Here is a 25749-nt window from a genome sequence, read left to right on the forward strand (position 1 = left end):
ATCCCAAGAATGCTTATTCAAAAACCCCTGTGACCTTGACCACTTTCCGAAGACGTTTTCCGTTGCGACATCCGCCGTTCTCCCTAAACAAAGCCGCAATATCTGTCCACCAATGCTCTTGATGACTTCTTAAGAAAAATGTCACGAAGATTGGAAGAGCGTCTGCTTTCCGACCCACTGCCACTGTCCACTTCAGGACTTTCTCAGTCATAATCTGCGCTATCCATAGGCTGCTACTCAGTACGCGAATTACAGTTAAAGCTCCAGCCAAAAGTTTCAGGATCAACAGCGCAAACTGCCTTCAAGTCTCCTCCCTCATCCTCTAGCAGCGGCATACTGAGCTTCTCGTGGTCGCTGAGGGCATCAAGGACCTTCTTGGGAAAGAGACCGTGCATAACCTGATCCTCACTGTGGTTTCGCACTTAGGGCATCAGCACTTCATCGCGTTCGGTGCGGTCGGCAATGCTATTGGTGAAGTGCAGCTTATCGACGTCGCTGACCTCGGCGCCATAGAGGTCGCTGAGTCGGTCGATAATCTCGCTAAGGCTCTGCTTCTCGGGATCGTGGGGCTTGCTCGAGCCCACCTCGCTGAAGTTGCGCGAGACGTACTGCGTCATCATCTCGCGCTTCGTCAGCCCCACCAGCAGGTTGATGGCCACCACCGACTTGCCGGTACCCGGCCCGCCCTTCACGATCAGGCACTGCTTGCTGCCGCTGCCTGCACGATGCGCAAGATCAAGCGCGGTTTCATAGACCAGCTTCTGCTCGTCGATCATCAGGAACTCGGCGTTGCCCTGCATCATCGAGGCCAGCGCATCCGCCAGGTTCTTGCTCGGCTTTATCACACCGTGCTCGATGCGATACATGATGTTATTGCTGTCGCCGTACTTGATGTGCTGGCTCAGAAACTGCGAGAGCTTCAAGGCATCCTGCGAGATGAAGACCGGCGCACGGCTTGTGTGGTGCTCGTAGAAGGGATCATTGATGGCGTGCCCCTGCTTCATGTTGTGTAGGTAAGCGCAAGGCACCAGGCGGATCGACTCGGAGCGTACCGTCTCGTTGTAGTCCTCGATCAGCGCGCCGTAGGACCACACCTGGTACGACGGATGGTTGGTCTCGCGCACGCCGCCGCCCAGCTGGGTGCGCACGATGGCATCCTTCTTCGTCACCTCGACGGATTGCCACTGTTTCAGCTCAACGATGACGGCCGCATCGTCCCGCGGGTGGTTCTTGCCGGTCAGGATGAAGTCCACACGGCGATTGGTCAGCGGAATGTTGTACTCGATGGCCACACCGGCCGACGCGGGAATCGCCTCGTCCAGCAGCGCACTCATCATGAAGCGCAGGGAGTTCTCCCAGGACGTCACCTCGCTGCGCGGCGAGTTGCGGTTCAGCTTGCGTGCCACCTCGTTCTCGATGGCCTCGGTGATGAGGTTGGCTCGTACATCGTCGATGAACTGCTGCTTGGTGGCGTTGCAGACCAACATATCCTAAAAATTCCCTTTTAAAACAGATGATTATGATTTTTCACAAGTGCAAGATTTGGTCATTATGCACGTATTGGCTGCTGTAACATCATCTGAAGCTCATGTGCCAGCCACAGTCAGCTCAAGGAGCCATCCTTGCTTGAAGCAGGCTGCGGTCCTGACGCGGCACCTACCATTCATCGAGTTTGAAACTCAGCAGGTTACTGTCCAAGCCTTTTGCTGGGGAGGAAGGTCAGTGGTAAACAATTGCCCTCGATCGCAGATAACGTCTTCCAGTTAGCCAACACCGGAACAAGTACTCCAGGGGCAACGCTCCAAGGCCCTAAATACCGCAGGCTTTGCCCTTATTGGTAGAATTCAGGACTCGCATCAAAACATCAAACCTCCAATTGCGAGAAGTGATGTTCCAAAAAATCCAGGCACACGCGAATTTTGGCCGAATTGGCAGCTCGAGTTGAATAAATTGCCCAAACATCTGCACTCTGACTGTAGTCGCTTAGTATTCGTACCAAGCTATTCTGCTTCAAAAGTGGTCCAACGTCCCACATGGAGCGTAGCAGGATGCCGCGGCCGTGCAATGCCCACTGCAGCACTATCTCGCCGTTATTTGAGGACAAGGGACCGCTGACACGAATACTCTGGGTGCGGTCGCCACACTCCAGGTCCCAGATACCGAAAGGGTTATTGCGTTCTTTGATGACGAGGCAATCGTGCTCAGTCAAATCATCCAGTGTAACCGGTGTCCCGCACCGCTCCAGATACCTGGGTGCTGCACAGAGCACGCGCTGATTCGAGATAAGATGGCGACTGATATGCTGGCCGGGCAAGTCGTCGCCCACTCGGATTTCCAGATCGAAGTCCTCTCCCACGATATCAACCACCCTATCAAACACCTCAAAGCGGATCTCCAATTCTGGAAACTGCTGCGCTAGTCCAGCGATGGCGGGTGCTACATGGTTGCGTCCAAACCCAAAACTGCTGCAGATACGCAGCAGACCGCGCGGGCTCTGGCGTGCATCGGACAGATCATCGAACAGGGTATGCATATCGTCCAGAATCTGCACCGCAGCACGCTCGGCCAGTTTCCCGTCATCTGTCAACGCACAACGCCGGCTGGTTCGGTGAAACAGGCGAGTATTCAACACCTTCTCAAGAAGCCGTATGCGCTTGCTGACATAGGCAGGTGACACACCCAGCTCATCGGCTGCAGCCGTAAAGCTCTGTTTCCGAATGACAATCAGAAATACACGGAGGTCTTCCGGAAGCGGCCATTGTTTACGAATCGTGTTCACAGACATCACACCAAGCAGGTTACCTTCACGTAACGTAAATAATAGCATTGCTAGTGACAGATCCTGAAGCGGCTCCTCAATTGATACCCAAAACGAAAAAAGTCCTCGTCGCCGAAGCCGATACAAGGGCTGCCCATGAGAACCAAAAGAGATGCTCCATGACCAGAAATACAACTACAATATCATCGCCCTCAGCTCGTACATTAGCAGCACATCCCAATGGGGATGACAATACATCTAGCCATCTTGCCGCCCGGATCGGCTTCTATCTCGGACCGATCCTGTTAATTGCGTGCTTGGTGATTCCCCCACCCACGGGCATGCCCGTCTCCGCTTGGTCGACCGTGGGCATAACGTTACTGATCGCCACCTGGTGGTCGACCGAGGCTATCCCGATACCCATCACTTCCTTACTGCCCATCCTGTTGATTCCAACATTGGGTATCGGCGAAATCAGCGATGCCACCGCCCCCTACGCCAACCCGATCATCTATCTTTTCCTAGGCGGCTTCATACTCGGCCTCGCGATGGAGCGCTGGAACCTGCACAGGCGCATCGCGCTCAACACGCTTATGCTGGTTGGTAGTTCCCCTTCGCAACAGATAGCCGGCTTTATGTTGTCCACGGCATTTCTCAGCATGTGGGTCAGCAACACAGCAACCACAATTATGATGTTGCCAATCGGCATGTCCGTGATCCACCTGTTTAATCGTGATGGAGACGACTCGGACAATGCTGAACGTACGCGCTTTGCTACTGCTCTGCTGCTGAGCATCGCCTATGCAGCAAGCATCGGCGGCGTTGCAACCCTGATCGGCACACCACCGAACGCGATGCTTGCGGGTTTTCTACAAGCGAATTACGACGTCTCTATCGGCTTCGGACAGTGGATGCTGTTGGGTATTCCGGTCGCGGCGACAATGCTGCTTTTCACGTGGTGGTGGTTGACTCGGCGCAGCTTTAAATTCCATAACGGGAACAGCGAGGAACTGATTCGTGCAGAAATAGAAACGTTAGGTCCCTGGTCTAAGGCTGAAAAACTGGTCTTGGTGGTCTTTGCACTCACAGCACTTGGCTGGATCTTCAGGCCGTTCATCACAAGCTACCTATCCGGTATCAACGACACTAGTATTGCTCTGATAGGCGCATTATCTCTATTTCTGATTCCGGTCGATACCAAGCAGCGCATCTTCCTGATGTGCTGGCAAGACGCCGTCAAGCTTCCTTGGGGGGTGCTGCTGCTATTTGGCGGGGGCCTGTCGCTGGCCGCAGCTATTCAGTCAACCGGGCTGGCCGAGTGGATCGCAAATAGCATCGGATCGCTTGGCACCTTACCACTACTGGGAATGATCGCACTGGTAGCGCTGGTCATTATCTTCCTGACCGAGGTCACGTCCAATACCGCAACTGCGGCCGCCTTCCTACCACTTCTTGCAGCGGTCGCCGTATCCCAGGGTTTTTCCGTGGAAATGATCACAATACCCGCTGCCATTGCCGCCAGTTACGCGTTCATGTTACCGGTCGCGACACCGCCTAATGCAATCGTCTTTAGCACCGGACACGTGCAGATACAGTCCATGGCAACCACCGGATTTGGGCTAAATATCGTCGGTATCGTGCTGGTAACTCTTCTGAGCTACTTCATTGTAGGTGCAATCTGGTCTTCCTAAACATTGGGCCGCCCAACTTCAACACAACTTCATCAGGAGAAATAACGATGTCTTCTAATATTTTCCAGTTATTCCCCGGCTTCGAAATACAACGTGTCGAGGTCGCGCCGCAGATCTACATCAATGCTGTCGTCGGCGGCAGCGGCCCACCGCTACTATTATTACACGGCCATCCCCAGACACTTGCGATCTGGCACAAGGTGGCACCAAAACTAGCCGAACATTTCACCGTAGTTGCGGCCGATCTTCGCGGTTACGGGGATTCATCCAAGCCAGCTGGCTTACCGGATCACTCGAACTACTCGAAACGGGTGATGGCGCAAGATCAATTGACGTTAATGCGCCACTTGGGATTCGAAAGCTTCGACCTACTAGCACATGACCGCGGAGCTCGGGTGGCACACCGACTCGCTGTTGATCACCCGCAAGCAGTGTCACGACTGATCCTACTCGATATCGCACCGACACTTTCCATGTATCAGCAGGCCAACGATACGTTCGCTCGCGCCTATTGGCACTGGTTCTTTCTGATTCAGCCCGCATCGCTACCCGAGCGTCTTATCGAAGCCGACCCCACAGCCTATATCATCGACGTGATGGGCCGGCGTAGTGCCGGTCTTGAGCCGTTCGATCCGCGAGCACTCGACGAATACCGGCGCTGCTTCGCGCTTGAGGGCACTGCTCACGGTGTCTGCGAGGATTATCGAGCCTCAGCAGGCATTGACATTGAACATGAACGGAATGATATCGATGCCGGCCGACGGATCACAGCACCTTTGCTCGTGATGTGGGGCGAAGACGGCGTGATCGAGAAGTGCTTCAGACCACTTGCGGAGTGGAAGAAGCTGGCCGACAAGCTTGAAGGTGAAGCTCTTCCCTGCGGGCATTACATCGCCGAGGAAGCACCCGATGCATTGCTCGCCAGGGTTTTGCCGTTTCTACTAGAGGTGGACTCATGAAACCGAAGACGCTCTATCGCAAAATTGTCGACTCGCATACGGTTGCAACACTAGACGAGCATAATCTTCTGCTGTATTGCGACCTACATCTCATGAACGAATACACCAGCCCGCAAGCATTCGCGGGGCTGTACGAGCAAGGTCGCCACGTATCGATGCCAGGCCAGAATGTCGCCGTCGTGAGCCATATTATTCCTACTCATCCGACAAGGATTCGTGTAATCGACGACACCGCATCGGCACTTCAGGCATCGAACCTGAAGAAAAACTGCGATTATTTCCATATCCCCCTGTTCGACACCAACGATGCCTTGCAAGGCATCGAACATGTGGTGGCTCCAGAGCACGGGATGATTCGTCCCGGCATGGTCGTAATCTGCGGAGACAGCCACACTACGACATATGGCGCGCTAGGAGCCTTGGGCTTCGGCATCGGAACCACTGAAGTGGAGCACGTACTGGCGACTCAGACGCTGGTCTACCGGATCGCCAAGGACATGCGCATACGCATCGACGGAACCCTCCCCCCGGGTACGACGGCCAAGGATCTAGTACTCGCGGTAGTCGGTCACATCGGAGCCCAGGGTGCTCGTGGCTACGTGGTCGAATACTGCGGTACCGCCATCGATGCGTTATCGATCGAGGCACGCTTCACGCTGTGTAACATGACGCTCGAAGCCGGGGCCCGCGGCGCACTCGTGGCTCCCGATCAAAAGGCGATAGGCTACGTGATGGCCCGCGCACCGGACATCAACTCTGAGCATCATGACGCAGCGCTGGCGGCATGGCAGGACCTGCATTCCGACCCAGGATGTACATTCGATGCCGAGTATCGGTTCGATGCCAGTGACGTCTCCCCTCAGGTAACCTGGGGTACCAGCCCCGACCAGGTGGTCGCCATCGACGAGCGCATCCCTGAGCTAGATGAATTCCCTGAGGGACCGGCGCGGAGAAGCGCCGAACGGGCGCTCCACTACACCAGGTTGCAGGCGGGAGCTGCATTGGAAGGCATACCTGTTCAGCACGTTTTTATCGGCTCCTGCACCAACGGTCGGATCGAGGACCTACGTGCCGCTGCCAGCATCGTGCACAAACGCCACGTCGCTCCGGGCGTCCGTGCGATGGTGGTACCCGGTTCCGGGGCCGTGAAAGCTCAAGCGGAAGCCGAAGGCGTCGATCGGATCTTTACGCAGGCAGGCTTCGAGTGGCGCAATTCCGGTTGCTCGATGTGCCTGGCAATGAATGACGATGTTTTATCCGAAGACACACGCTGCGCTTCGACGACGAATCGCAACTTCGAGGGACGCCAGGGCCGAGGCGCCATCACCCATCTAATGAGCCCGGCAATGGCGGCTGCAGCCGCTGTGGCTGGATGCCTTACCGACGTACGTCGACTGGAGATCCTGCAATGACTGAGCACACTCGCATCAAGGGACGCTCTGCGGCGCTTCGCATCGAGAATCTCGACACGGACCAGATCATGCCTAAGCAGTTCCTCCGTGGCATTGACAAGTCAGGCCTGAAGGAGGGTTTGCTTTACGACCTTCGTTTCGACGCTCAGGGACAGGCACGTTCTGATTTCGTGCTCAACCAGCCTTCATATATCGGCGCATCGATTCTGATCGGTGGCTCCAACTTCGGCTGTGGATCAAGCCGCGAGCACGCGGTCTGGGGCCTCCAGCAGTTCGGCATTCGAGCCGTGATCGCGTCAAGTTTTGCCGAAATTTTCTACTCCAATGCAATGAATAACCGGTTGTTGCTGGTGACCTTGCCGCCAGAGAAAATCGCTCAGTTGATGGACGATGCCGATGCCCCCTCCAGGAATACGGTCGAGATCGACATCAAGGAGCAAAGCCTTACGAGCTATAGCGTTCAGGCTAATTTTGAACTGATGCCGCGCCACCTCAAAATGTTTCTTGAAGGTCTGGACAGTATCGGGCTTTCGTTGACCTATCAAAACGATATCTCAAAGTTCGCTGACCAACATTGGGCTCGCCAACCCTGGTTGCGTGAAGTAGCGGCAATCACTCATCAGCGTCTCTGAAACTTTATAGTGAAACTTTGGTAATATAGTGAGCCTGGCTGCCTGTTTCTTAAGATGTCCTATCTTTGGTATTCCCCAAGAAACAGGCGCCATTTAACCCTTACCTGATGAGCCGTGTGTTGCAATTGGTCATTTAGACCACCTAGCCTTTCCCACCAGAAGGCCACCTTCATATGGAGGGTATATAGGGGAATACACTCTCATGAAAAACCACTATCTTTTTCGGCCAACTGTTAATCAAATCTCTCCCCCAACGCATTCTTCAGCTCTTTTCCACGAGTAGATATCTTCTCTTGAAGAGCGTAAGAGTAGCTTGATATTTCATTCCCCGTTTGAATCACTTTGGATAAACTAGCTTCCCATACATCTCTATTATCTTTAATATCAGTTCGCAGCACGCTCTCTTGGTGCCCCCAGAAAACATTGGCTTGCCCATAAACCTTGTAAACAGAACCACTCATCTCAGGATAATAAATATCTGATATAGCTTTAGCCTCATGAAGCCGATAACAGGTCTTCATGTATCTCTCCCGGAATTCATGAAGACCCATATTGTTATCAGACTGGATATAACTCATAGTCAGTGATGTCTCTAGGGAAACTTTCGACAATATCACATGCATTTTTCTCAACTCTCCTCTCTCAAGAGCCACTTCTGCCCTAACACGCTCATGCAGCAATCTATCTGATTGAAGCACAACATCCTTGTGAGCGTTTATCTCAGCAATTCTCACCTGATTTCTAACTGTTATTTTTGTCGTTATGTATGCAGCAACCGCACCAATAACAGCCCCCAAAAAAATATACATCTCCTTCGGTAGGTAGCCATCGTTTAATGAAACATCCAACATCTTTCACTCTCCATGTAAGCATTAGCCAACGGGCAATTAATGCCCCCTTATACGATCCAGTTTCATAACCAAATCTTCCGACCTGAGATGCGTATACCGCCGCAGCATCTGCATCGATTTGTGGCCACTGATCGCAGCCACCTCCTGATCGGATAGCCCCGCCTCCACCAGTCGGCTAACAGCCTCATGGCGTAAATCATGAAAGCGAAAGTCATCAAGCCCTGCCTTCTTTTTGGCTTGATTCCAAACCTTGGTATAGACGTAAGGGCCTCGTTTGCCTTCTTTGCCAGGCTCACCGAAAAACACCAGGTTACAGTCGAGTGGACGCACGGGGTTATTCAGTGCCTGCTTGAACACTTCTGTCGCGGCTTGAGTCAGCGGCACAAGGCGAGCTTCGTTGTTTTTGGTGTCTGTAAGACGCACCAGGCGGCGTTTAACGTCTACCTGGCTGCGAGTGAGGGTTAGGATCTCCGACGAGCGCATACCCGTCTCTAGGGCGATTCTGGCGATCCATGCAAGCATAGGGTTACTGTGCTGGCGTAATACGGCAAACAGCCGCTTCTCCTCCTCGGGACTAAGGCGTCTACTCCGTCCCTCTCCAGGGCTGGGCTTGCGAATATTCTGAACAGGGTTATACGTCAGGCCCAGCCCCCACTCTTGAATAGACACAGTGAAGAGGTGGCCAAGTAGGGCAAGCTCTAAGCGCACGGTATTGGGGCTGATTAGCTCCCCTCGGCGTCCCAAACTGTTTAAACGCTTGTCACGGTAGTTGGCGACCAGTTCTGGCGTAAGGGCTGCTAGAGAGTATTTACCCAAATGCTCAATGAGCGTATTGGCCTTGAGGCGTTCGCTTTTCTGGCTGCTGGGTTTCTTGGTAGGAGTGATATCGGCCAAGTAGCGCTTTAGCGCTGCTTCAAGCGTCAATCGTTCTGAGGCACTACGCTGGATATAAACGCCACGCACCATTTCATCTTCAGTGCGGCGTGCCCAATCTTGGGCGTCACGTTTGGTGCGGAAGGTCTTTGCGATGGTAGGCCAACCCGACTTGCGGATGACGGCTTTCCAAGTTGCAGAGGGGGTCTTGACGATGGTGGCCACAAAAAATCTCCAGGGTCTGAAAGATCGGCGCTGTACCGAAACTGTACCCTTGGAGTAGGGGACTCACCAGAGAAAACTGCTAAGCTATTGATTTTAATGGTGGGCCCAGTAGGACTTGAACCTACGACCAAGGGATTATGAGTCCCCTGCTCTAACCAACTGAGCTATAGGCCCGAAAAGCGTGCATATCATAGCGAATGTGGCCGGGTGAGGCTAGCCCCTTTGCGCTATCTTGATGTCATTACGGCACTTTATGTGGATTGGGCAGTCTGGTGAGTAGTTCTTTATGCGGAGGCGCGCTGTGAAAGCATTGATTGCTCTATTCCCCTTATTGTTCGCGCTGCCCGTGCACGCTGATTGGCAGCTTGATCCTGGCCAGTCGCGGGTGCAGGCGTCGATTACTCAGTTGAACGGCGAAGCACCGCAAACTCATCACCACCAAGTGCGCGATCTGCAGGGTGATATCTCCAGCGATGGCACCCTGCGATTGCCGTTAAAACTTAGCCAAACGGATGTGCTTGAGCGCTTTGGCGAGTTGCCGCCGTGGGTAGGCTTGCTGGCAAACACCACCCTGGTGACGCTAGAGGCGCAAATGCCACCAGAGCGTTTGGATGGTTTGGATATTGGCGAATCACTGGTAGAGACGCTGACCTTTCGCGTTCAATCAGACATGGTAAACCAACAGGAATCCGTGCCGCTGCGGTTTACCCGCGAAGGCTTGAATGAGATACGGATTACCCACGCTGAGCCCATGGCGATAGATGGCAAAGCGTTGATGGCGAACAGCACGGTGCGCACCGTGCTGTCGTTACTGGGCTACCAAGAGATTGACGAGCATGTGCCCGTCACTCTTAATGCACTCCTGGTTAATAGGTAATAGTGAATCGGTAGTCGTTAACCGTTAAAGGTTAGCTACTGAGGGCTTCCACATCTCCCGCCTGGGCTTCGCCGGTTTGTACCCGCCACTGGGCGGCGTAGTGGCCGTTAGCTGCCAATAGGCTTGAGTGGGTGCCGCGCTCGGCCACTCGGCCCTTCTCGATCACTACGATCTCATCGGCATGCACGATGGTAGAAAGCCGATGAGCAATCATAATCACCGTGCGGCCATGGGCAATGCGCTTAAGCGAGCGCTGAATGGCCGCTTCGGTTTCGTTGTCCACTGCACTAGTGGCTTCATCCAGCACCAGAATAGGCGGGTTTTTAAGTAGCGCTCGCGCTAAGGAAAGCCGTTGGCGTTGGCCGCCGGAAAGCCGCACGCCCCGCTCCCCTACCGGTGTATCCAACCCTTGGGGCAGCGTTTCGATAAAGCTCCATGCTTCGGCGGTTTTAGCGGCGTCGATAATCGCGGCTTCGGCGGCGCCTGGCTTACCGTAGGCGATATTGTCGCGAATGCTGCCTTCAAACAGGTAAACATCCTGGCTGACCAGGCCAATCGACTGGCGCAGCGAGTTCATGCTGACGTCGGTAATCGGTTGGCCATCGATGAGTACCCGCCCGTTTGCCGGGTCGTAAAAGCGCAGCAGCAGCTTGATGAGGGTCGATTTTCCCGAGCCGGTCGCCCCTACTAATGCCAGGGTGCTGCCTGCCGGTGCATGTAAATGAACGTTCTCCACGCCAACGCCGCTGGTGGCGTAGTGAAAGCTCACATTGTCGATGGTCACTTCGCCTCGCACCGGCTGAGCAAGCGGGGTGGTGCTATCGTCTTTTACCGTAATAGGCACTTCAAGTAGATCCAGAATCCGCCGCGTGCTGGCCATGGCGCGCTCGAACAGGTCGATCACCTGAGCCAAACCGGTGAGCGGCCAGAGCAATCGCTGCGTCAGGAATACCAGCACGCCGTATGCGCCTACATTCAGAGAGCCGTTGAGCGCCATCATGCCGCCAACGGTAAAGGTGGCAAGAAAGCCCGCCAAAATCGCCATGCGGATCACGGGAATAAACGCAGAGCTAACCTTGATCGCCCTTCTGTTGGCTTCTACGTAGGCTTCGCTGGCATTGCGCAGGCGTTCGGCTTCGCGGTCTTCGCTGGTAAAGCTTTTAATCGTTGCGATGCCACTTAGGTTGTTGGATAACCGGCTGGCCAAATCTCCTACCTTTTCACGCACATCGCTGTAGAGCGGCCCGGCTTTGCGCTGGAAGAAGAACGCACCCCAAATGATCAGCGGAATAGGCGTGAAAGCGAGTAACGCGATCAGCGGCGAAAGTACGAAGAATACCGCGCCCACTGCCACCACGGTGACCATCACCTGAATAAGCGAATTAGCCCCGCCGTCTAAAAAGCGCTCGAGCTGATTGACGTCATCGTTCATGGTGGCCACAAGCTGGCCGGAGCTTTTCGATTCAAAGAACGCCATATCCAACCGCTGAGCGTGCTCGTAGGTATCCTGGCGCATATCCGCTTGTAAGCGTTGGGCTAAGTTGCGCCATAAGATTTGAAACAGGTACTCAAACAGCGACTCCCCCGCCCAGATAACAAACGTCAGCACCGCCAGCATGGTGATCTGCTGTTGAGGTGTTTCAAACCCGAGGCTTGCCACAAAGCTCTGCTCTTGGTTGACCACCACATCGATGGCGACACCAATCAGAATCTCTGGGGCAATATCAAACAGCTTATTGATAATCGAACAGGCGGTGGCGGTAATAATGCGTCGCCGATAGCCTTTGGCGTAGCGCAGTAGCCGCAGCAACGCTTGAAAACTGTGTGCAGGAGAGGACACAAGTATTCCTTACTCAGTATAAGTTATAGGCTGAAAGGGGTTGTGATAGAAGCGCTAGCGTAATGAATTCACGGTGAAGGCTCAACGCGTTACTGCCTGGCCAGCTAAGCGGGCGCCGTGGAGCGGCGAACATTGGCCAGCAAGGGGCTGCCGGTATCAGGGTCGGTGAGTAGCGTGCACTCTACTTGATAGAGCGTTCGCACCAGATCAGGCGTCACCACCGTAGCGGGAGCCCCTTCCGCTATTATCTGCCCTTCGCGCATGGCGATAAGATGGTCAGCATAGCGGCAGGCGCTGGCGAGGTCGTGCAGCACCATCACCACGGTACGGCCGTGATGGGCAAGGTGCTTGACCAGTTCAAACACTTCGATCTGGTGGCCAAGATCCAGCGCGGAGGTGGGTTCGTCCAGCAGCAGCAGCGGGGTTTGTTGGGCGATGGTCATGGCGATCCAGGCGCGTTGTCGCTGGCCACCGGAAAGCGCATCAATTGGCCGATCGGCGAGTTGTTCAAGCCCTGCCGCCGCTAGCGCGTGCTGCACCACGCGCTGGTCTTCTGCTGACCACTGGCGCAGCCAGCCTTGGTGGGGCTGGCGGCCAAAGCGAATCAGCTCGGTCACGGTGAGCCCTTCCGGTGCGACAGCCTCCTGGGGCAGTAGCGCCAGCTGAGTGGCCAGTTGGCGGGTGGGCAAGCGCTGAATATCGGCGCCATCGAGCAATACGGCACCGCTCTCGGGTTTGTGTAAACGAGCAAGCCCGGCCAACAACGTCGATTTTCCGCAGCCGTTAGGGCCCACAATGGCGGTAACTTGGCCGCTGGGCAGGGTGATATCCAAGCCATCGATCACCTGCCGGGTGCCATAACTCATGCCGAGCGACTGCGTGGCAAGAGAAGGCATAGTGGGTGTTGGAGATTGGCTCATGTGAAGCTCCGTTGCGGACGCATTAATATCCAAAGTAACCAGGGCCCGCCGACCACGGCAGTAACGATACCTACCGGAATCTCGATAGGCGCCAGCAGTGTACGTCCGGCCAAGTCGGCGAGTACCATCACCAGCGCCCCCGCCAGCGTTGCCGCCAAAATAGGCACGCTGCGGGAGCTCGACAGCGACCGGGCAATCTCGGGGCCAATCAACCCCACCATGCCCACCGGCCCGGCAACAGCGACTGCCAGACCCGTCAACGCGACAGACAGCAGTAGCACTTCCACCCGTCGTCGCTTAACGTTCACGCCTAACCCGCTGGCAGTAGCATCCTTAAAACGCAGTAGCGTTAGTGAACGGGCTAACGCTACTGCAGTGGCCAGCCCCAAGGCCAACCCGAGCATCAGTAATTGAAGAGCGCCGCTGGGGCGGGCGTTTAGCGAACCCACCGTCCATGGGTAGGCGGCATTGGCGGTATCAATGGCGACTCGCGCCAGCATCAATTGAGTTATCGCGCCAAACACCGCGCCCACGCCAATCCCCGCCACAATAAAGCGATACCCTTGGGTACCGCTGCCCGCGGCGAGCCCAAAGGTGAGCACCGCTGCGGTGGTCGCTCCTGCTAACGCCATGGCAGGCGGCGCGATGGAAACGCCAAGGCCGACGATGGATGCTACGGCAAACGCTGTCGCGCCATTATCAATACCGATAATACCCGGCGTTGCCAAGCGATTGCGGGCCAGGGTTTGCATCAGTATGCCCGCTAACGCAAAGGCTGCCCCGGTGCTACCGGCAGCGGCCAAACGTGGCAAGCGTAGCTCCTTCACCACAAAACTCGCCATCATGTCAGCATTGCCAAACAGCGCCTGCAGCACGGCCGCAGGGGCAACCTTAACGCTGCCCAGGCTCAAGTAGATAACGCTGGCAAGCAGTAACGCACCAAACAGCCCCAGGTTAACGGCCACCGCACGCTGCTCAAACAACAGGCTGTTCGCACCGTGCCCGCTGCGCCAGGCTAATCGCCAGTAACCTTGCGGTGGCGGTACGCTGTCGTTTTCGCCAACACGGGATTGAGCATCCGGGGAAAAAGACATAGACGAGCTTCTTATCGGAGTAGTTTTCATTAGCAAGTTCACAGCATCGGTAAGCGGCGCGCACGTACGACCGCTATCAGTACGGGTGCACCGCACAGCGCAGTGAGTACGCCCAACGGTAGTTCCGATGGAGCAACCACCACCCGAGAGATGATATCGGCCGCGAGGACGATCAGCGGCCCGATGGGCAGACAAAACCATAACGTGCGACGAATATCAGGCCCGGCAAAGGCCCGTGCGACAAATGGCACCACCAACCCAACAAAGGCAATTGGCCCGGCGATAGCGGTGGCAGCGCCAACCAATAGCGCCACGCAGGCGATGACCAACCAACGAATAAGGTTGGGGTGGTGGCCCAACCCCGAGGCCACTCGTTCGCCTAGCGCCAGGGCGGCTAACGGCCGAGCAATCAAAGCAACCATCACTGACGCGACCAACATACTGGGCAGCACGGCGAACAAGTCGTCCAAGCGGCGGCCTGCCAAGCTGCCAATCACCCAGAAACGAATTTCATCAGCGGCACGCTGGTCGTAGAGCAGTATCAGTGAGGTTAATGACGCCAGCAAACCTGAAAATGCAGCCCCGGCAAGCACGAGCCGGATAGGGTCGTTACCGACACCGCGAAAGCGCGCCACGCTTAATACACACACGCAGCCCACCAACGCACCTAACTGTGCGACAGAAATGCGCAAGGTGGCGGCGCTAGCACCCAGCACTAAGGCCAGCGCCACGGCAAACGCCGCCCCCGCGCTAACCCCTAAAAGACCTGGTTCAGCCAGCGGATTGCGCGCCACCGCTTGTAATAGGGCCCCCGCCACACCCAACGCCATGCCCACTGCAATGCCAATTAAGGTGCGCGGTGCGCGCAGCTCCCAGACGATGAAGTGTGCCTCACTGTCCTGAGCGCCACTAAGTAGCGCCAGGGCCCTGCCGGGGCCAACACTACCTGCGCCGACTAATAAACTAACGAGACTCACCGCCACAAGGGCGGTGAGTAGTAGCATCATTCGCGTACGGGGAGTAGCACGCCTAACGCTAGGCGTTGCAAAACGTGGAACCGTCACGGCAACAGCGCTGCCTCTAGATCGTCAAGAATTGCTTGGGCTGCCAGCGGGCCACTGGCGCTTGTCCATAGCTGGCCATCCACCGGCACTACGTGCTCTTGCTGCACCACGTTTAGGCGCGTAAAGGCACTGCTCTGCTTGGCCGCGTCCACCGCCGCTTGGCCATCTTCGTTGAGCGTTGCCAGGAATAGCCAGTCGCCGTCCACTTGGGAAAGGTTTTCCAGGCTGAGCACATCGCTATGTACCCCGCGCTCTCTCACTAGGCCACCGTCCTGCACATCCAACCCGGCTTGGGCTAACAAGCCTGCAGTGAAAAGGTTTTCCGACATCACCATGGGGCCACCGGGCATCCAGCGCACTAAAAAGGCGCTACCACCCACACCGGCTTCTTCTACTGCCTCGGCGACCTCGGCGGCGCGTTGCTCAACGGCCTCAACCGCTGCTGCAATGGCGGCTTGGCGATTAAGCGCTTCGCCGTAAAGGCGGGCTTCATCTTTCCAGTTATCTGGAGCAAGTGGTTGGATCGGTGGCACCACCGTCGGCGCAATACGTGACAACAGCTGATACTGCTCATCAGAGAGCTGGGCAGGCGCCAAAATTAGATCCGGCTGCTGCGCCAGCACGGCTTCGATATTGATCTCGCGCACCACGCCCATAATCGCAGGCGGATTCTCGCCAAGATGCGCTTCAATGTAGCTTGCTACGTTGTCGCCTCCACGCGTCGTCACGGCGCCTAGCGGGTTCACACCTGCCGCTACGGCGGCGTCCAGCGCACCTTCGTAAAGCGTCACAACCCGCTCTGGCGTTCCCTCAACGTCGACGTCGCCAAAAGCGGTTTCAAGTGTGCGAGCTTGCGCAGTGCCTGCCACTAAAGCACTTAGCAGTACGCCTACCACTCCCAAACGCGCACGTTTAGTGAGGGTAGCGGTCATTGAGGTCGTTTTAACCAGCGCCGTTTTAACCAACATAAGTTTCTCTCGATACGGTACATTACAATTGATAGTAACGATTCTCAAAAGCACTTGCACTACTATTCCTGCGAATAGCGTGTTCCATTTTATGCAACCCTTTACACCACGCTACTGTTTCAGCTGACGCAACGTAACGTTCCTGGATCATGCCCTCGCGTTTGGGAATTTTTCTTTTTAGACTCTCACCCCTATTTGACAATTAGTATCATTAGCTAATAATTATCGTCACCAAGGGGAAGGACATGCCACGCTTTACTCGCTCTGTTCTGGCTAGCGCTGTTGCGCTTGCTGTTTCTGCAGGCACAGCCACCGCTCAAGAAGCTCAACAACTGGACAATATCGTTGTCTCGGCCAGCGGGTTTGAACAGGCGATGGTCGATGCCCCCGCTAGCATTTCGGTAGTGTCTCGCGAGGAACTGGAGCGCAAGCGCGTCACCAGCATCGCCGACGCCTTACGCGACGTTGAAGGGGTCGATGTGGGCGGCTCTGTAGGCAAAACCGGCGGGCGCAATATCAGCATGCGTGGCATGCCCAGCGACTACACGTTGATCCTGATTGACGGGCGCCGCCAGAACACCGCCGGTAGCGTGACCCCTAACGGCTTTGGCGAGACCTCGACCAGCTTCTTTCCTCCGGTTTCCAGTATTGAGCGTATTGAAGTGATCCGCGGGCCGATGTCGACGCTCTATGGCTCTGATGCCATGGGCGGGGTCATCAATATTATTACTCGCCGGGTTGATCGCGAGTGGGTCGGCTCTGTAGGGGTTGAAAGCACCTTTAATGAAGATCGCGATTTCGGCGACCGCCGCGAGATTAACCTCTACGCCAGCGGCCCGCTGATTGAGGATACGCTGGGCGTTCAACTGCGCGGGCGTGTCTATGAGCGCGATGCTTCCGAGCTTGTTTACAGTGACCAAAATGGTGACCCTATTGAGGTGAGCCAGCGTGGCCCCAGCCCGGTAGAAGGCGACACCTATAACATCGGCGGCAAGTTAACCTGGACGCCCAATAACTCCCATGACCTTTGGGTTGATGGGGAAGTAAACAGGCAGCGCTACACTAACGATGAGTGCCAGTTAGGCACCTTGGATGGCCGCACCCGCAGCTGCGCGCCAGACCCCGGCACTGCCACCGGCTATTCAGATGAGCTACGTTTTGAGCGCGAGCAAATTGCAGTTGGCCACACTGGGCGGTTTGCATCCGGCACCCTGGAATCCAGCCTGATGCGCAACACCACCGAAACCAAAGGCAGGACTATTGCTGGCCCGGTTGGCGAAGCTTACGAAGGCTTCCCGAGCATTGTTGGCGGCGGCCCGCGTGAGCTAGAAACCACCAATACCGTGCTCGATAGCAAGTTCATCATGCCGTTAGAAAATCATATGACCACCGTGGGCATGCAGTGGTGGGACGCAGAGCTTGACGATGGATTGGCCGGGGAAACCTTCGCGCAAACCACCTGGTCGCTGTTTGCCGAAGACGAGTGGCTGCTACGCGATGATCTGGCGCTTACCTTAGGCGGTCGCTATGACCACCACGATGCTTTCGGCAGCCAGTTCAGCCCGCGCGGCTACTTAGTGTGGAATACCACCCCCAACTGGACATTAAAAGGCGGCGTGAGCCGCGGCTATAAAACGCCCACGCTCAATGCACTGCATGACGGCATTAACGGGGTAACCGGCCAAGGCACCGTGCTCACTATTGGTAACCCAGACCTTGAGCCGGAAACCAGCACCAGCAGTGAAATCGGCGCGCACTACGATAACCAGCAGGGCTTTACCGCGAGTGCCACGCTGTTTCACAACCAATTTGACGACAAGATTGCCAGTGGCAACGACATCTTGATCGAAAACGACCCATTGATCCCTGACGGGCTGTATAGCCAGGATATTAATATCGATGAGGCGGTTACTCAGGGGGTAGAGCTTTCTACCGGCTATCAGTTCAATCCGGATTGGCGCTTAAATGCCAACTACACCTACACCGACTCTGAGCAGAAAAGTGGCGAAAATGCCGGAGATCCACTGACCGACACGCCCGAGCATGCAGTTAATGCCACGCTACGCTGGCAGACAACAGCGAAACTGGACACTTGGCTGTCAGCGGAGTATCGCAGCGAACGCTACCGTAACCGGGAAAGTGTTCGCGGCGCGCCCTCGTTTGATGATTTAGGCGACTTCAAAGCCTACTCACTGTTCCACCTGGGCGGCAATTATGCGGTCACTAATCAGCTGAAGCTAAGCGCCACTATTTATAACCTGTTTGACAAAGACTTTGTCGATTACCGCGCCTATGGCGATGGCACCAGCTTTGGCAATGTCTACGCCAATAGCGAAGAAGGCCGCCGCCTGTGGTTCTCGGCGCGCTACGAGTTCTAATCAGACCCAGCTCGCTACTGTTTTGATGTTCTTCTTCTGCCCTGGCAATTGCCGGGGCTTTTTTATGGGCTTACTTAATAAAACGACCCAGCTGCGAGCTCTCTATTTGGGCTGGCCCTCATCTTAATAATTACTTCAATCACATATTTATGAATTTATTGCCGTTGCGCAAAGCAAAACGGCGCGTTCTTTGTTTCAGCCTCGAACTATGGAAACTTTATCAATAGAACACAAATCCCATATGAGAATAAATATCATATGACATAAATATTCATAAGAAGCAGTCAGTCATATCATTTCAAGGGAAAAAAATGACTTATTTTTCACGCCGCGCCTTAGCTCATGCAGTTAGTCTTTCTTCTATTACAATCGCTGCTACTGCCGCTGCACAGGAAAACACCTCGCTCGATCCTGTGGTTGTTACCGCCTCCGGTTTCGAGCAGTCCATTGCAGATGCCCCAGCCAGCATCTCGGTTATTAGTGGTGAGGAACTGAATCGCCAGTCCTATAGTGATATTACCGATGCAGTTAAAAACATCCCTGGCGTTTATGTTACCGGCGGAGGGCAAGCTCAAGACATTAGCATCCGCGGGATGGACAATAGCTACACACTATATTTGATTGATGGTCGTCCGATTTCCGCCGGGCGGGCTGTCAACACCAATGGCAATGATGAAGGCAAGCAGATCGGCCTACCCCCTATTTCAATGATTGAGCGTGTTGAAGTCATCCGTGGCCCTATGTCTTCGCTGTATGGCTCGCAGGCAATGGGCGGTGTTATCAACATCATTACCAAAAGCGTACCCGAGGAGTGGTCGGGTCAAGTCGTCACCGAGTACACCCATTCCCTTAACGATATCAACAACGACTCCCAGCAGGTCAGTTTCTATACAGGTGGCGCTCTAATCGAAGGGCTGCTTGGCTTACGCGTCCACGGTAGTTGGCGTGGTACACAAGAGAGTGATTATGAGGGCGGCAGCGACAACGCTGAAAGCACCCCAGACAGCGATACTCGTCAGATCGGCGCTGAATTAACACTCACCCCAGACGAGCTGAACGAATACAGCTTCGGTTACACCTCATCTGTTAAAGAATTCACGCATAATCCTGGCCGGAGTATTGCTGAGGTCGATAGTCGGGGTAATCCTGCTACCTCCAGCACTTATCGCTACGATAAGGATGTCTTCACCCTTGGCCATCAAGGCACCTACGGGGCATTGGTCACAGACACCTACCTGCAGCATGATATCTCGGAGCGTGTAAGCCCGTCTCCCGACGAGAAGCGCGAGGAAGTAACTACCTTTAATAATCAATCGACCTACTTCTGGGGCGACCATATGCTGACCTTTGGCGGTCAGTATCGAGTCGAAGACCTTGTCGATGACACCAATGGCCTCATCGGCAATAGCCCCAACGCCATGCGTAGCGTAGATCGCTGGATTGCCGCGCTGTTCGTCGAGATGGAATGGAGCCTTACGGATGCCTTCAACGTTACCACCGGCATGCGTTACGATGATGACGAGCTATTCGGCGGTCACCTCTCTCCGCGCATTTATGCCAACTATCACCTGACGCCCGAGTGGACGTTCAAAGGCGGTGTCTCTACCGGCTACTCCCAGCCCGGGCTTGCTGCTGCCACCGAAGGCTTTGGCCGGGGCACAGGTGGCGGCGGCTCCCCCGCTCCCCATGCACGCGCACTGATTATTGGTAACGAAAGCCTTAACCCTGAAACCAGCACTAACTATGAAGCCGGTTTTGCCTTTAATAGCGCAGATCAACGCCTTACCTCCAGCATGATGCTGTTCCATACGCAATTTGAAGATAAGATTGCCGAAGATCGCTACTGTAATACGGCAGGAGCAGATCGTAATGACCCTTCCACCTGGGAGTGCCCATACGCCGGTAACGAGTATGTGTTCATCAGCACGTATCGCAATATCGATGAAGCGCAAATGCAGGGCGTAGAGTTCACGCTGGACTACGACGTTACACAGGATGTGCGCCTAAACTCTAGCTATACCTATACCGACTCCGAGCAGAAAACCGGTGAGTTTGCTGGCGAACCGCTGAACAAGATCCCTGAGCATATGTTCAATCTTGCCGTTGATTGGCAGGCAACACCTGAGCTAAATCTTTGGACACAAGGTAGCTATCGAGGCTCCACAAGTGATTACCTGTCTCGGACAAGCATGGGTGACGGCACGCCGGGATATGGTTTCGTCGATGCCGGTTTGGTTTATGACCTGACTGACCGTGCACAGGTTAAGGCAGGCATCTATAACATCGCCAATAAAGAGGTGACTAACGATGAGTATGGCGTTGTATTAGACGGTCGTCAGTACAACTTGGGCCTAACGTTCGACTTCTAATGCCAGCTTAACTGGTATGCCCTTTTGATCCTTTACCCTGCCTAATGGTGGGGCTTTTCATTAGCGGCTATTGACTTAAGAGCGACAACAAACAACGCTCCCCACTCGAACATTGAATGCCTATGATTTTCATTCGCACCGAATAGTGGCACAATTAGCGCTCTCCCTTTTCCCGTGGGCCTGACCATGTATGACTTTGACGAACTTGCCGCCTTTGCCGATGTGATGACCACGGGCAGTTTGACTCGCAGCGCCCAAAAGCTCGGATTAGCCAAATCGACCCTTAGCCGCCGTATCAGCCAGCTTGAGGCACGGCTTAACCAGCCGCTGCTACGGCGCCAGGCCAATCGCTTAATTCCCACCGAAGCGGGGCTGCTATTTCACAACTACTGCACCGAGCTTTTAGCAATGGCGGCTCATAGCCAGGAGGCGCTGGCAGAACTGCGCGAGGAGATTAGCGGAGAAATAACCCTTGAGGTGCACGGAGCACTGGCGCGCAGTTGGCTCGCCAGCGCGATTGATGCCTTCTTAAATAGCCACCCCAAGGTGGAACTAACGCTACACACAAGGGAAACGCCACCCACTAAAATACACAGCAATAACGTGCATGTCTGGCTTGGGCCAACTCACGAGTGCGGGCTTAATCAAGAGCATCTCGGGCAGTTAACCCGCGGGCTGTATGCCAACCCACGCTATTTAGCTGCTAATGGGATGCCCAACCACCCAGATGAGCTTGACCAGCACGCCTGGATAGATCTGCTGGGGTCGGCTGCCAATGAGCTGCTGCTCTCGCATCCAGAGCATGGTGAGTACACCTTTAATCCGCCCCGCTCGCGGCTGCGGGTGGACCTTACTGCGCTGCACATCGATGCCATCGCGCGCAGCCAAGGGATTGGCTTACTCTCACACTGGTTAGCTGCCAAGCGCGAGCAGCATCACCCCGGCGAGCTAATTAACTGCCTGCCTGGCTGGGAACCGGTAGCGCTGCCGATTACGCTGCTCTACGCTTATGGCCACCAGTCGCGGCGCACCCACGCGCTGCTGGAGTTTCTACGTAGCCAGGTGCCTGCCCAGTGGTGCACATCCACGGCCACCGTTTAGCTGAATGCGAGCGTTTGCCTTGCCAATTAGCCAGCCCATTAACGACAATAGGCAGCTGACGATTGCCAAGGACAGTAAATGCTTGCCGAACTTTTTGCCATCATGGCGCCCGTACTTGCTGGTGCAGGGCTTGGCTACTTGTGGGTACGCTTAGGCCACCCCTACCCGGTCGATTTTATCACTCGGCTGGTATTTAACATCGGCACGCCTTCGCTGGTATTGGCTTCTCTGGCGGATGCCGACATTGATGCTGCCACGTTTGGCCAAACCATGTTGGCCGCTGCGCTGGTGATTATCACCATGGGTGCCTCGACCTTTTTAGTGGCAAAACTGTTACGCCGCAGCTGGCGGGTATTACTGGCGCCGATGATGTATCCTAACACCGGCAATATGGGCTTACCGGTGGTGCTGTACGCCTTTGGCAGTGCAGGATTTGTCTACGGCATTACAGTCATGGTGACGGTGTCGCTGTTTCAATTCACCTTAGGCGCGGCGCTTAATAGCCAGGGCAATCCGCTCAAAACACTGGTGAAAACACCCACGGTGTACGCCATTGCCATTGCCATGGCACTACTGCTAACCGACACTTCGCTGCCGCCCTGGTTGGCCAATACCGTGGATTTAATGTCCGGGTTCACGGTACCGCTAATGCTGATTACGCTAGGCGTCTCGCTGGCCAGCATCCAAGTAAAAAACCTACGCTCCGGGCTAGGATTTAGCTTTCTACGCATCCCGCTTGCCGCTGTCACTGCTTGGCTCATTGCTGGCTGGGTAGGCCTTCCCCCGGTGGCACAAAGCATTTTAGTGGTGCAGATGTGCATGCCGGTGGCGGTGTTCAACTATCTGTTTGCCCAGCGTGCCCAGCGCGAGCCTGCCTATGTTGCCAGCCTGGTGTTCTGCTCGACGCTGCTAGCGCTGCTGTATCTACCCGTGCTGCTTGCCCTACTAATGTAACCCCTCTTCACGGAACCCCGACATGGGTGCAGAGTCACTGCTAAACTACCCACAAAATTGACCTGCATTAACGTTGACCTGCATTGACACTATGAGAGGGCACACGATGATTCATATGCATACTGGCAAGCCTACCTCTCCCTGGCTGACGCCCGTTCTTGGCGGGCTAGTGTTGGCTAGCGCCATCAGCACTGCGAACGCGGAAGTTATTGAGGAAGCCCTTGAAACCGACCATCTAACGCTCTCAATAGAACGTGTCGCTGACGGTTTGGAACACCCCTGGGCAGTGGCCTTTTTACCCGATGGCCGCTACCTGGTGAGTGAGCGTAGCGGGCAGTTGAAGCTCATCGCCCCTGATAGCGGTGAAGCAACGACGCTGGAAGGCATGCCGGAGGTGAATAATCAGGGCCAAGGCGGCCTGTTAGATCTAGCGCTGCACCCTGATTTTGGGACGGGCGATGGTGACAGCGACTGGATTTATTTCACCTGGAGTAAGCCTGATGGCAACAACAGCCGTTCGGCGCTATCGCGGGTAAAATGGCAGGGCGACGCGTTAGGCGAGGTGGAACATTTATTTGAGCAGGATCGCGCCTCCAGGCCTGGTCGTCACTATGGTTCGCGGCTAGCATGGCTGCCCGATGGCACGCTGCTGATGAGCATCGGCGACCGCGGTAGCGAGCCGCCCCGCGCCCAAGCAAGCGATGACCATGCGGGCTCAACGTTGCGCTTTACCGCCACGGGCGGCGTTCCAGACGACAACCCCTTCGTCGGAGATGGCACTACCCTGGATGAAATCTACTCCATGGGTAATCGTAATATTCAGGGTATGGCCGTGCTAAGTAACGGCGAAGCCTGGGCGTCAGAGCACGGCCCGCGTACCGGTGACGAACTTAATCACATCCAAGCGGGCAATAATTATGGCTGGCCAGAAGCAAGCCAAGGCAATGACTACGCGACCAATGAGCCGATTGGCCAAGATACGCTGCCCGGCATGATCGACCCGGTGTACGTTTTCGAAGGCCGCTTTGCCCCCGCGGGTCTTGCTGAAGTGACCAGCGACGCCTTTGGAGAGTGGCAAGGTAACTTATTGGCTGGCGGGCTAGGCAGCGAGAAACTACTGCGCCTACGCTTAGCTGACGGCAGTGTAGCTGAAGAGGAACTGATTCTAGAGGGCAACGTAGGTCGCATTCGCGATGTTCGCCAAGGCCCTGACGATGCTATCTACTTGCTCACGGATGACCCGCAAGGTGGCCTTTATCGCCTGCAACCAACTGTAACCCTTAATTAACCGATAAACGTCTGTATTAACACCACTATGGATGCAGCATGCGACTACGCAATTTAATTATTTTAACGGTGATTGTGCCGCTGTTTGTCATCCTGGTGGTATTTAGCTTGGTGGCGATTAAGTCGCTCGAAGATAACGTACGCTCGAAACTGCAAACCGAAGTAGAAATCATTACTCGCACGCTAAGCTCTTCACTGAGCTACGCGGTGACCCCTGATAGCAGCACGCCGCTTGAAGAAGCTCTACAGTCAGCGTTCTCTTTCCATCGTATTTACGGTGCCTACGTATTTGATACCCAAGGGCGCGATATTTATGGCCTGGGTCTTGGCCAAGATATTTTCAGCCGCGAAGAGATTCAGCAGGTTATTGAACGCGATGACTTATACAGCAATTATCGCCAGCACGATGGGTGGAATTACTACTCGGCGTTGACGCCGCTGCGCTCACAAGATGGCACGGTGTATGGCGTACTGCAGGTTAACCGGCTGAATACTGGCATTGAGAACTACACGGGTTTTATCAGTGTTGTGGCCGTGTTGGTATTTGTGATCGGTGCGGCCGGCATTGTGTTTAGTATTTGGTGGGGGTTTCGGCGCCATATTGAGCGCCCGCTTAATCGCCTACTCCACGTAATGCTACTGGTAGAGGATGGCGACCGCAGCCAGCGCGCCGCCGAAGATGGCCCCACCGAATACCGCCGCCTCGCCTCAGGTTTGAATGGCATGCTGGATGCGATGGCAGAAAAAGATAGCGAGATTGAGGATCGGCAGCGACGTGAAATTGAGCTTGAAAAGCGCCTGCGCAAATCGAAAAAACTCGCTGAATTGGGCGTACTCGCTGCGGGGGTAGCCCATGAGATAGGCGCGCCGCTCACGGTGATTAACGGCCAAGCGCAGCGCCTGGCTCGTCGCGATGTCATCGGCGACGACGAGCGCGCCCGGCTGGGGCGCATTCGTGGCGAGGTGGAGCGCATCGTCGAAATTGTCCGCCAACTGATGGAATTAGGCCGACAACATAACGTAGAGAAAGACGAACAGGCCCTCGATAGGCTTATCATAAGTGCCAGCGATTTAGTTGAAGAAGAACTAGAACCACGCAATATTCGTTTAGACATTGAATTACCGGCGCCGACACCCAATTTACTAGCCAATGGCCAACAAATTGTGCAGGTGCTAACCAATTTGCTGCGCAATGCAGCACAGGCCCCTGAAGTAAGCTGCATACGGTTGCGCGCCCAACAACAAGATCATGAGTTGACACTGTGGGTGGAAGACGATGGCCCGGGGATTCCCACCGCCCATCACCATAAAGTGTTCGACCCATTTTTCACCACCAAACCGGTCGGCCAAGGCAGCGGTTTGGGACTCTCTATGGTACATCGCATTATTAACGACCACGGCGGTACGATCGGCGTGTTTGACAGCGCCCTTGGCGGTGCTGGCTTTGAGATTACGCTACCTATTAGTGAAACCGCATCCGCGTGAGGACAACGTTT

Annotated in this window: 20 protein-coding genes and 1 tRNA gene; 11 read left to right on the plus strand and 10 right to left on the minus strand. The window is 55.1% G+C overall.

Translation table 11 applies throughout. From position 1 onward, the window contains the following. Window positions 1–422: 422 nt before the first annotated feature. Both ACQE2I_RS13015 and ACQE2I_RS13020 read right to left on the minus strand, forming a co-directional pair. A complete protein-coding gene (locus tag ACQE2I_RS13015; RefSeq protein WP_427028495.1) occupies window positions 423–1487 on the minus strand; it encodes a DNA/RNA helicase domain-containing protein in 1065 nt (354 codons plus the stop codon). 377 nt (window positions 1488–1864) lie between these two features. Beyond that, a complete protein-coding gene (locus tag ACQE2I_RS13020) occupies window positions 1865–2827 on the minus strand; it encodes a LysR substrate-binding domain-containing protein (protein ID WP_427028496.1) in 963 nt (320 codons plus the stop codon). Window positions 2828–2937: 110 nt separating this feature from the next. Here ACQE2I_RS13020 and ACQE2I_RS13025 point away from each other — a divergent pair, with 110 nt between their 5' ends. From ACQE2I_RS13025 to leuD, 4 genes are read left to right on the plus strand one after another with little or no spacing between them, the layout of a single operon-like run. Then, on the plus strand, window positions 2938–4449 hold the full coding sequence (locus ACQE2I_RS13025) for an SLC13 family permease (RefSeq protein ID WP_427028497.1): 1512 nt from the start codon (window positions 2938–2940) through the stop codon (window positions 4447–4449). A 47-nt stretch (window positions 4450–4496) separates the two neighbouring features. Continuing rightward, the gene (locus ACQE2I_RS13030) at window positions 4497–5408 is read left to right on the plus strand and encodes an alpha/beta fold hydrolase (protein ID WP_427028498.1); all 912 of its coding nucleotides are present in this window, start codon (window positions 4497–4499) and stop codon (window positions 5406–5408) included. Beyond that, window positions 5405–6820: a 3-isopropylmalate dehydratase large subunit gene (gene leuC, locus ACQE2I_RS13035; RefSeq protein WP_427028499.1), complete on the plus strand. Its 1416-nt coding sequence runs from the start codon at window positions 5405–5407 to the stop codon at window positions 6818–6820. Before ACQE2I_RS13030 ends, leuC begins: the two co-directional genes overlap by 4 nt. Beyond that, window positions 6817–7452 (plus strand): 3-isopropylmalate dehydratase small subunit, encoded by a 636-nt coding sequence (gene leuD, locus ACQE2I_RS13040; protein ID WP_427028500.1) that lies wholly within the window; start codon window positions 6817–6819, stop codon window positions 7450–7452. The genes leuC and leuD overlap by 4 nt, the downstream gene beginning before the upstream one ends. A gap of 233 nt (window positions 7453–7685) precedes the next feature. Here leuD and ACQE2I_RS13045 read toward each other — a convergent pair whose 3' ends face one another. The 3 genes from ACQE2I_RS13045 to ACQE2I_RS13055 all read right to left on the minus strand — a co-directional run bounded on the left by ACQE2I_RS13045 (window position 7686) and on the right by ACQE2I_RS13055 (window position 9575). Further along, window positions 7686–8303 (minus strand): hypothetical protein, encoded by a 618-nt coding sequence (locus ACQE2I_RS13045; protein ID WP_427028501.1) that lies wholly within the window; start codon window positions 8301–8303, stop codon window positions 7686–7688. A 36-nt stretch (window positions 8304–8339) separates the two neighbouring features. Continuing rightward, complete coding sequence (locus ACQE2I_RS13050; protein ID WP_427028502.1) at window positions 8340–9401, minus strand: site-specific integrase; 1062 nt, start codon at window positions 9399–9401, stop codon at window positions 8340–8342. A gap of 97 nt (window positions 9402–9498) precedes the next feature. Continuing rightward, window positions 9499–9575 (minus strand) — tRNA-Ile (locus ACQE2I_RS13055). A gap of 112 nt (window positions 9576–9687) precedes the next feature. Between ACQE2I_RS13055 and ACQE2I_RS13060 the strand changes: the two genes are divergently transcribed. Continuing rightward, window positions 9688–10278 carry a hypothetical protein gene (locus tag ACQE2I_RS13060; protein WP_427028503.1) on the plus strand — a complete coding sequence of 197 codons (591 nt, stop codon included), beginning with the start codon at window positions 9688–9690 and terminating at the stop codon, window positions 10276–10278. A gap of 31 nt (window positions 10279–10309) precedes the next feature. Here ACQE2I_RS13060 and ACQE2I_RS13065 read toward each other — a convergent pair whose 3' ends face one another. The 5 genes from ACQE2I_RS13065 to ACQE2I_RS13085 all read right to left on the minus strand — a co-directional run bounded on the left by ACQE2I_RS13065 (window position 10310) and on the right by ACQE2I_RS13085 (window position 16128). Beyond that, window positions 10310–12118 carry an ABC transporter ATP-binding protein gene (locus ACQE2I_RS13065; RefSeq protein WP_427028504.1) on the minus strand — a complete coding sequence of 603 codons (1809 nt, stop codon included), beginning with the start codon at window positions 12116–12118 and terminating at the stop codon, window positions 10310–10312. 104 nt (window positions 12119–12222) lie between these two features. Next, a complete protein-coding gene (locus ACQE2I_RS13070) occupies window positions 12223–13038 on the minus strand; it encodes an ABC transporter ATP-binding protein (protein WP_427028505.1) in 816 nt (271 codons plus the stop codon). Further along, window positions 13035–14132: a FecCD family ABC transporter permease gene (locus ACQE2I_RS13075; RefSeq protein ID WP_427028506.1), complete on the minus strand. Its 1098-nt coding sequence runs from the start codon at window positions 14130–14132 to the stop codon at window positions 13035–13037. The genes ACQE2I_RS13070 and ACQE2I_RS13075 overlap by 4 nt, the downstream gene beginning before the upstream one ends. A gap of 38 nt (window positions 14133–14170) precedes the next feature. Next, the gene (locus ACQE2I_RS13080) at window positions 14171–15139 is read right to left on the minus strand and encodes a FecCD family ABC transporter permease (RefSeq protein WP_427031469.1); all 969 of its coding nucleotides are present in this window, start codon (window positions 15137–15139) and stop codon (window positions 14171–14173) included. Between the two features lie 53 nt (window positions 15140–15192). Next, window positions 15193–16128: an ABC transporter substrate-binding protein gene (locus ACQE2I_RS13085; protein WP_427031471.1), complete on the minus strand. Its 936-nt coding sequence runs from the start codon at window positions 16126–16128 to the stop codon at window positions 15193–15195. A gap of 281 nt (window positions 16129–16409) precedes the next feature. Between ACQE2I_RS13085 and ACQE2I_RS13090 the strand changes: the two genes are divergently transcribed. The 6 genes from ACQE2I_RS13090 to ACQE2I_RS13115 all read left to right on the plus strand — a co-directional run bounded on the left by ACQE2I_RS13090 (window position 16410) and on the right by ACQE2I_RS13115 (window position 25738). Then, window positions 16410–18542, plus strand: a complete 2133-nt coding sequence (locus tag ACQE2I_RS13090) for a TonB-dependent receptor domain-containing protein (RefSeq protein ID WP_427028507.1) — start codon at window positions 16410–16412, stop codon at window positions 18540–18542. A gap of 311 nt (window positions 18543–18853) precedes the next feature. Further along, window positions 18854–20911 (plus strand): TonB-dependent receptor domain-containing protein, encoded by a 2058-nt coding sequence (locus tag ACQE2I_RS13095; protein WP_427028508.1) that lies wholly within the window; start codon window positions 18854–18856, stop codon window positions 20909–20911. A gap of 186 nt (window positions 20912–21097) precedes the next feature. Further along, window positions 21098–22012 carry a LysR family transcriptional regulator gene (locus tag ACQE2I_RS13100; protein ID WP_427028509.1) on the plus strand — a complete coding sequence of 305 codons (915 nt, stop codon included), beginning with the start codon at window positions 21098–21100 and terminating at the stop codon, window positions 22010–22012. 78 nt (window positions 22013–22090) lie between these two features. Beyond that, window positions 22091–22966: an AEC family transporter gene (locus ACQE2I_RS13105; RefSeq protein ID WP_427028510.1), complete on the plus strand. Its 876-nt coding sequence runs from the start codon at window positions 22091–22093 to the stop codon at window positions 22964–22966. 106 nt (window positions 22967–23072) lie between these two features. Beyond that, the gene (locus ACQE2I_RS13110) at window positions 23073–24254 is read left to right on the plus strand and encodes a PQQ-dependent sugar dehydrogenase (RefSeq protein WP_427028511.1); all 1182 of its coding nucleotides are present in this window, start codon (window positions 23073–23075) and stop codon (window positions 24252–24254) included. Window positions 24255–24292: 38 nt separating this feature from the next. Next, window positions 24293–25738 (plus strand): ATP-binding protein, encoded by a 1446-nt coding sequence (locus tag ACQE2I_RS13115; protein ID WP_427028512.1) that lies wholly within the window; start codon window positions 24293–24295, stop codon window positions 25736–25738. The last annotated feature ends 11 nt before the right edge of the window (window positions 25739–25749 follow it).

The organism is Halomonas sp. H2 (assembly GCF_050215315.1).
Taxonomy (GTDB): Bacteria; Pseudomonadota; Gammaproteobacteria; order Pseudomonadales; family Halomonadaceae; genus Vreelandella.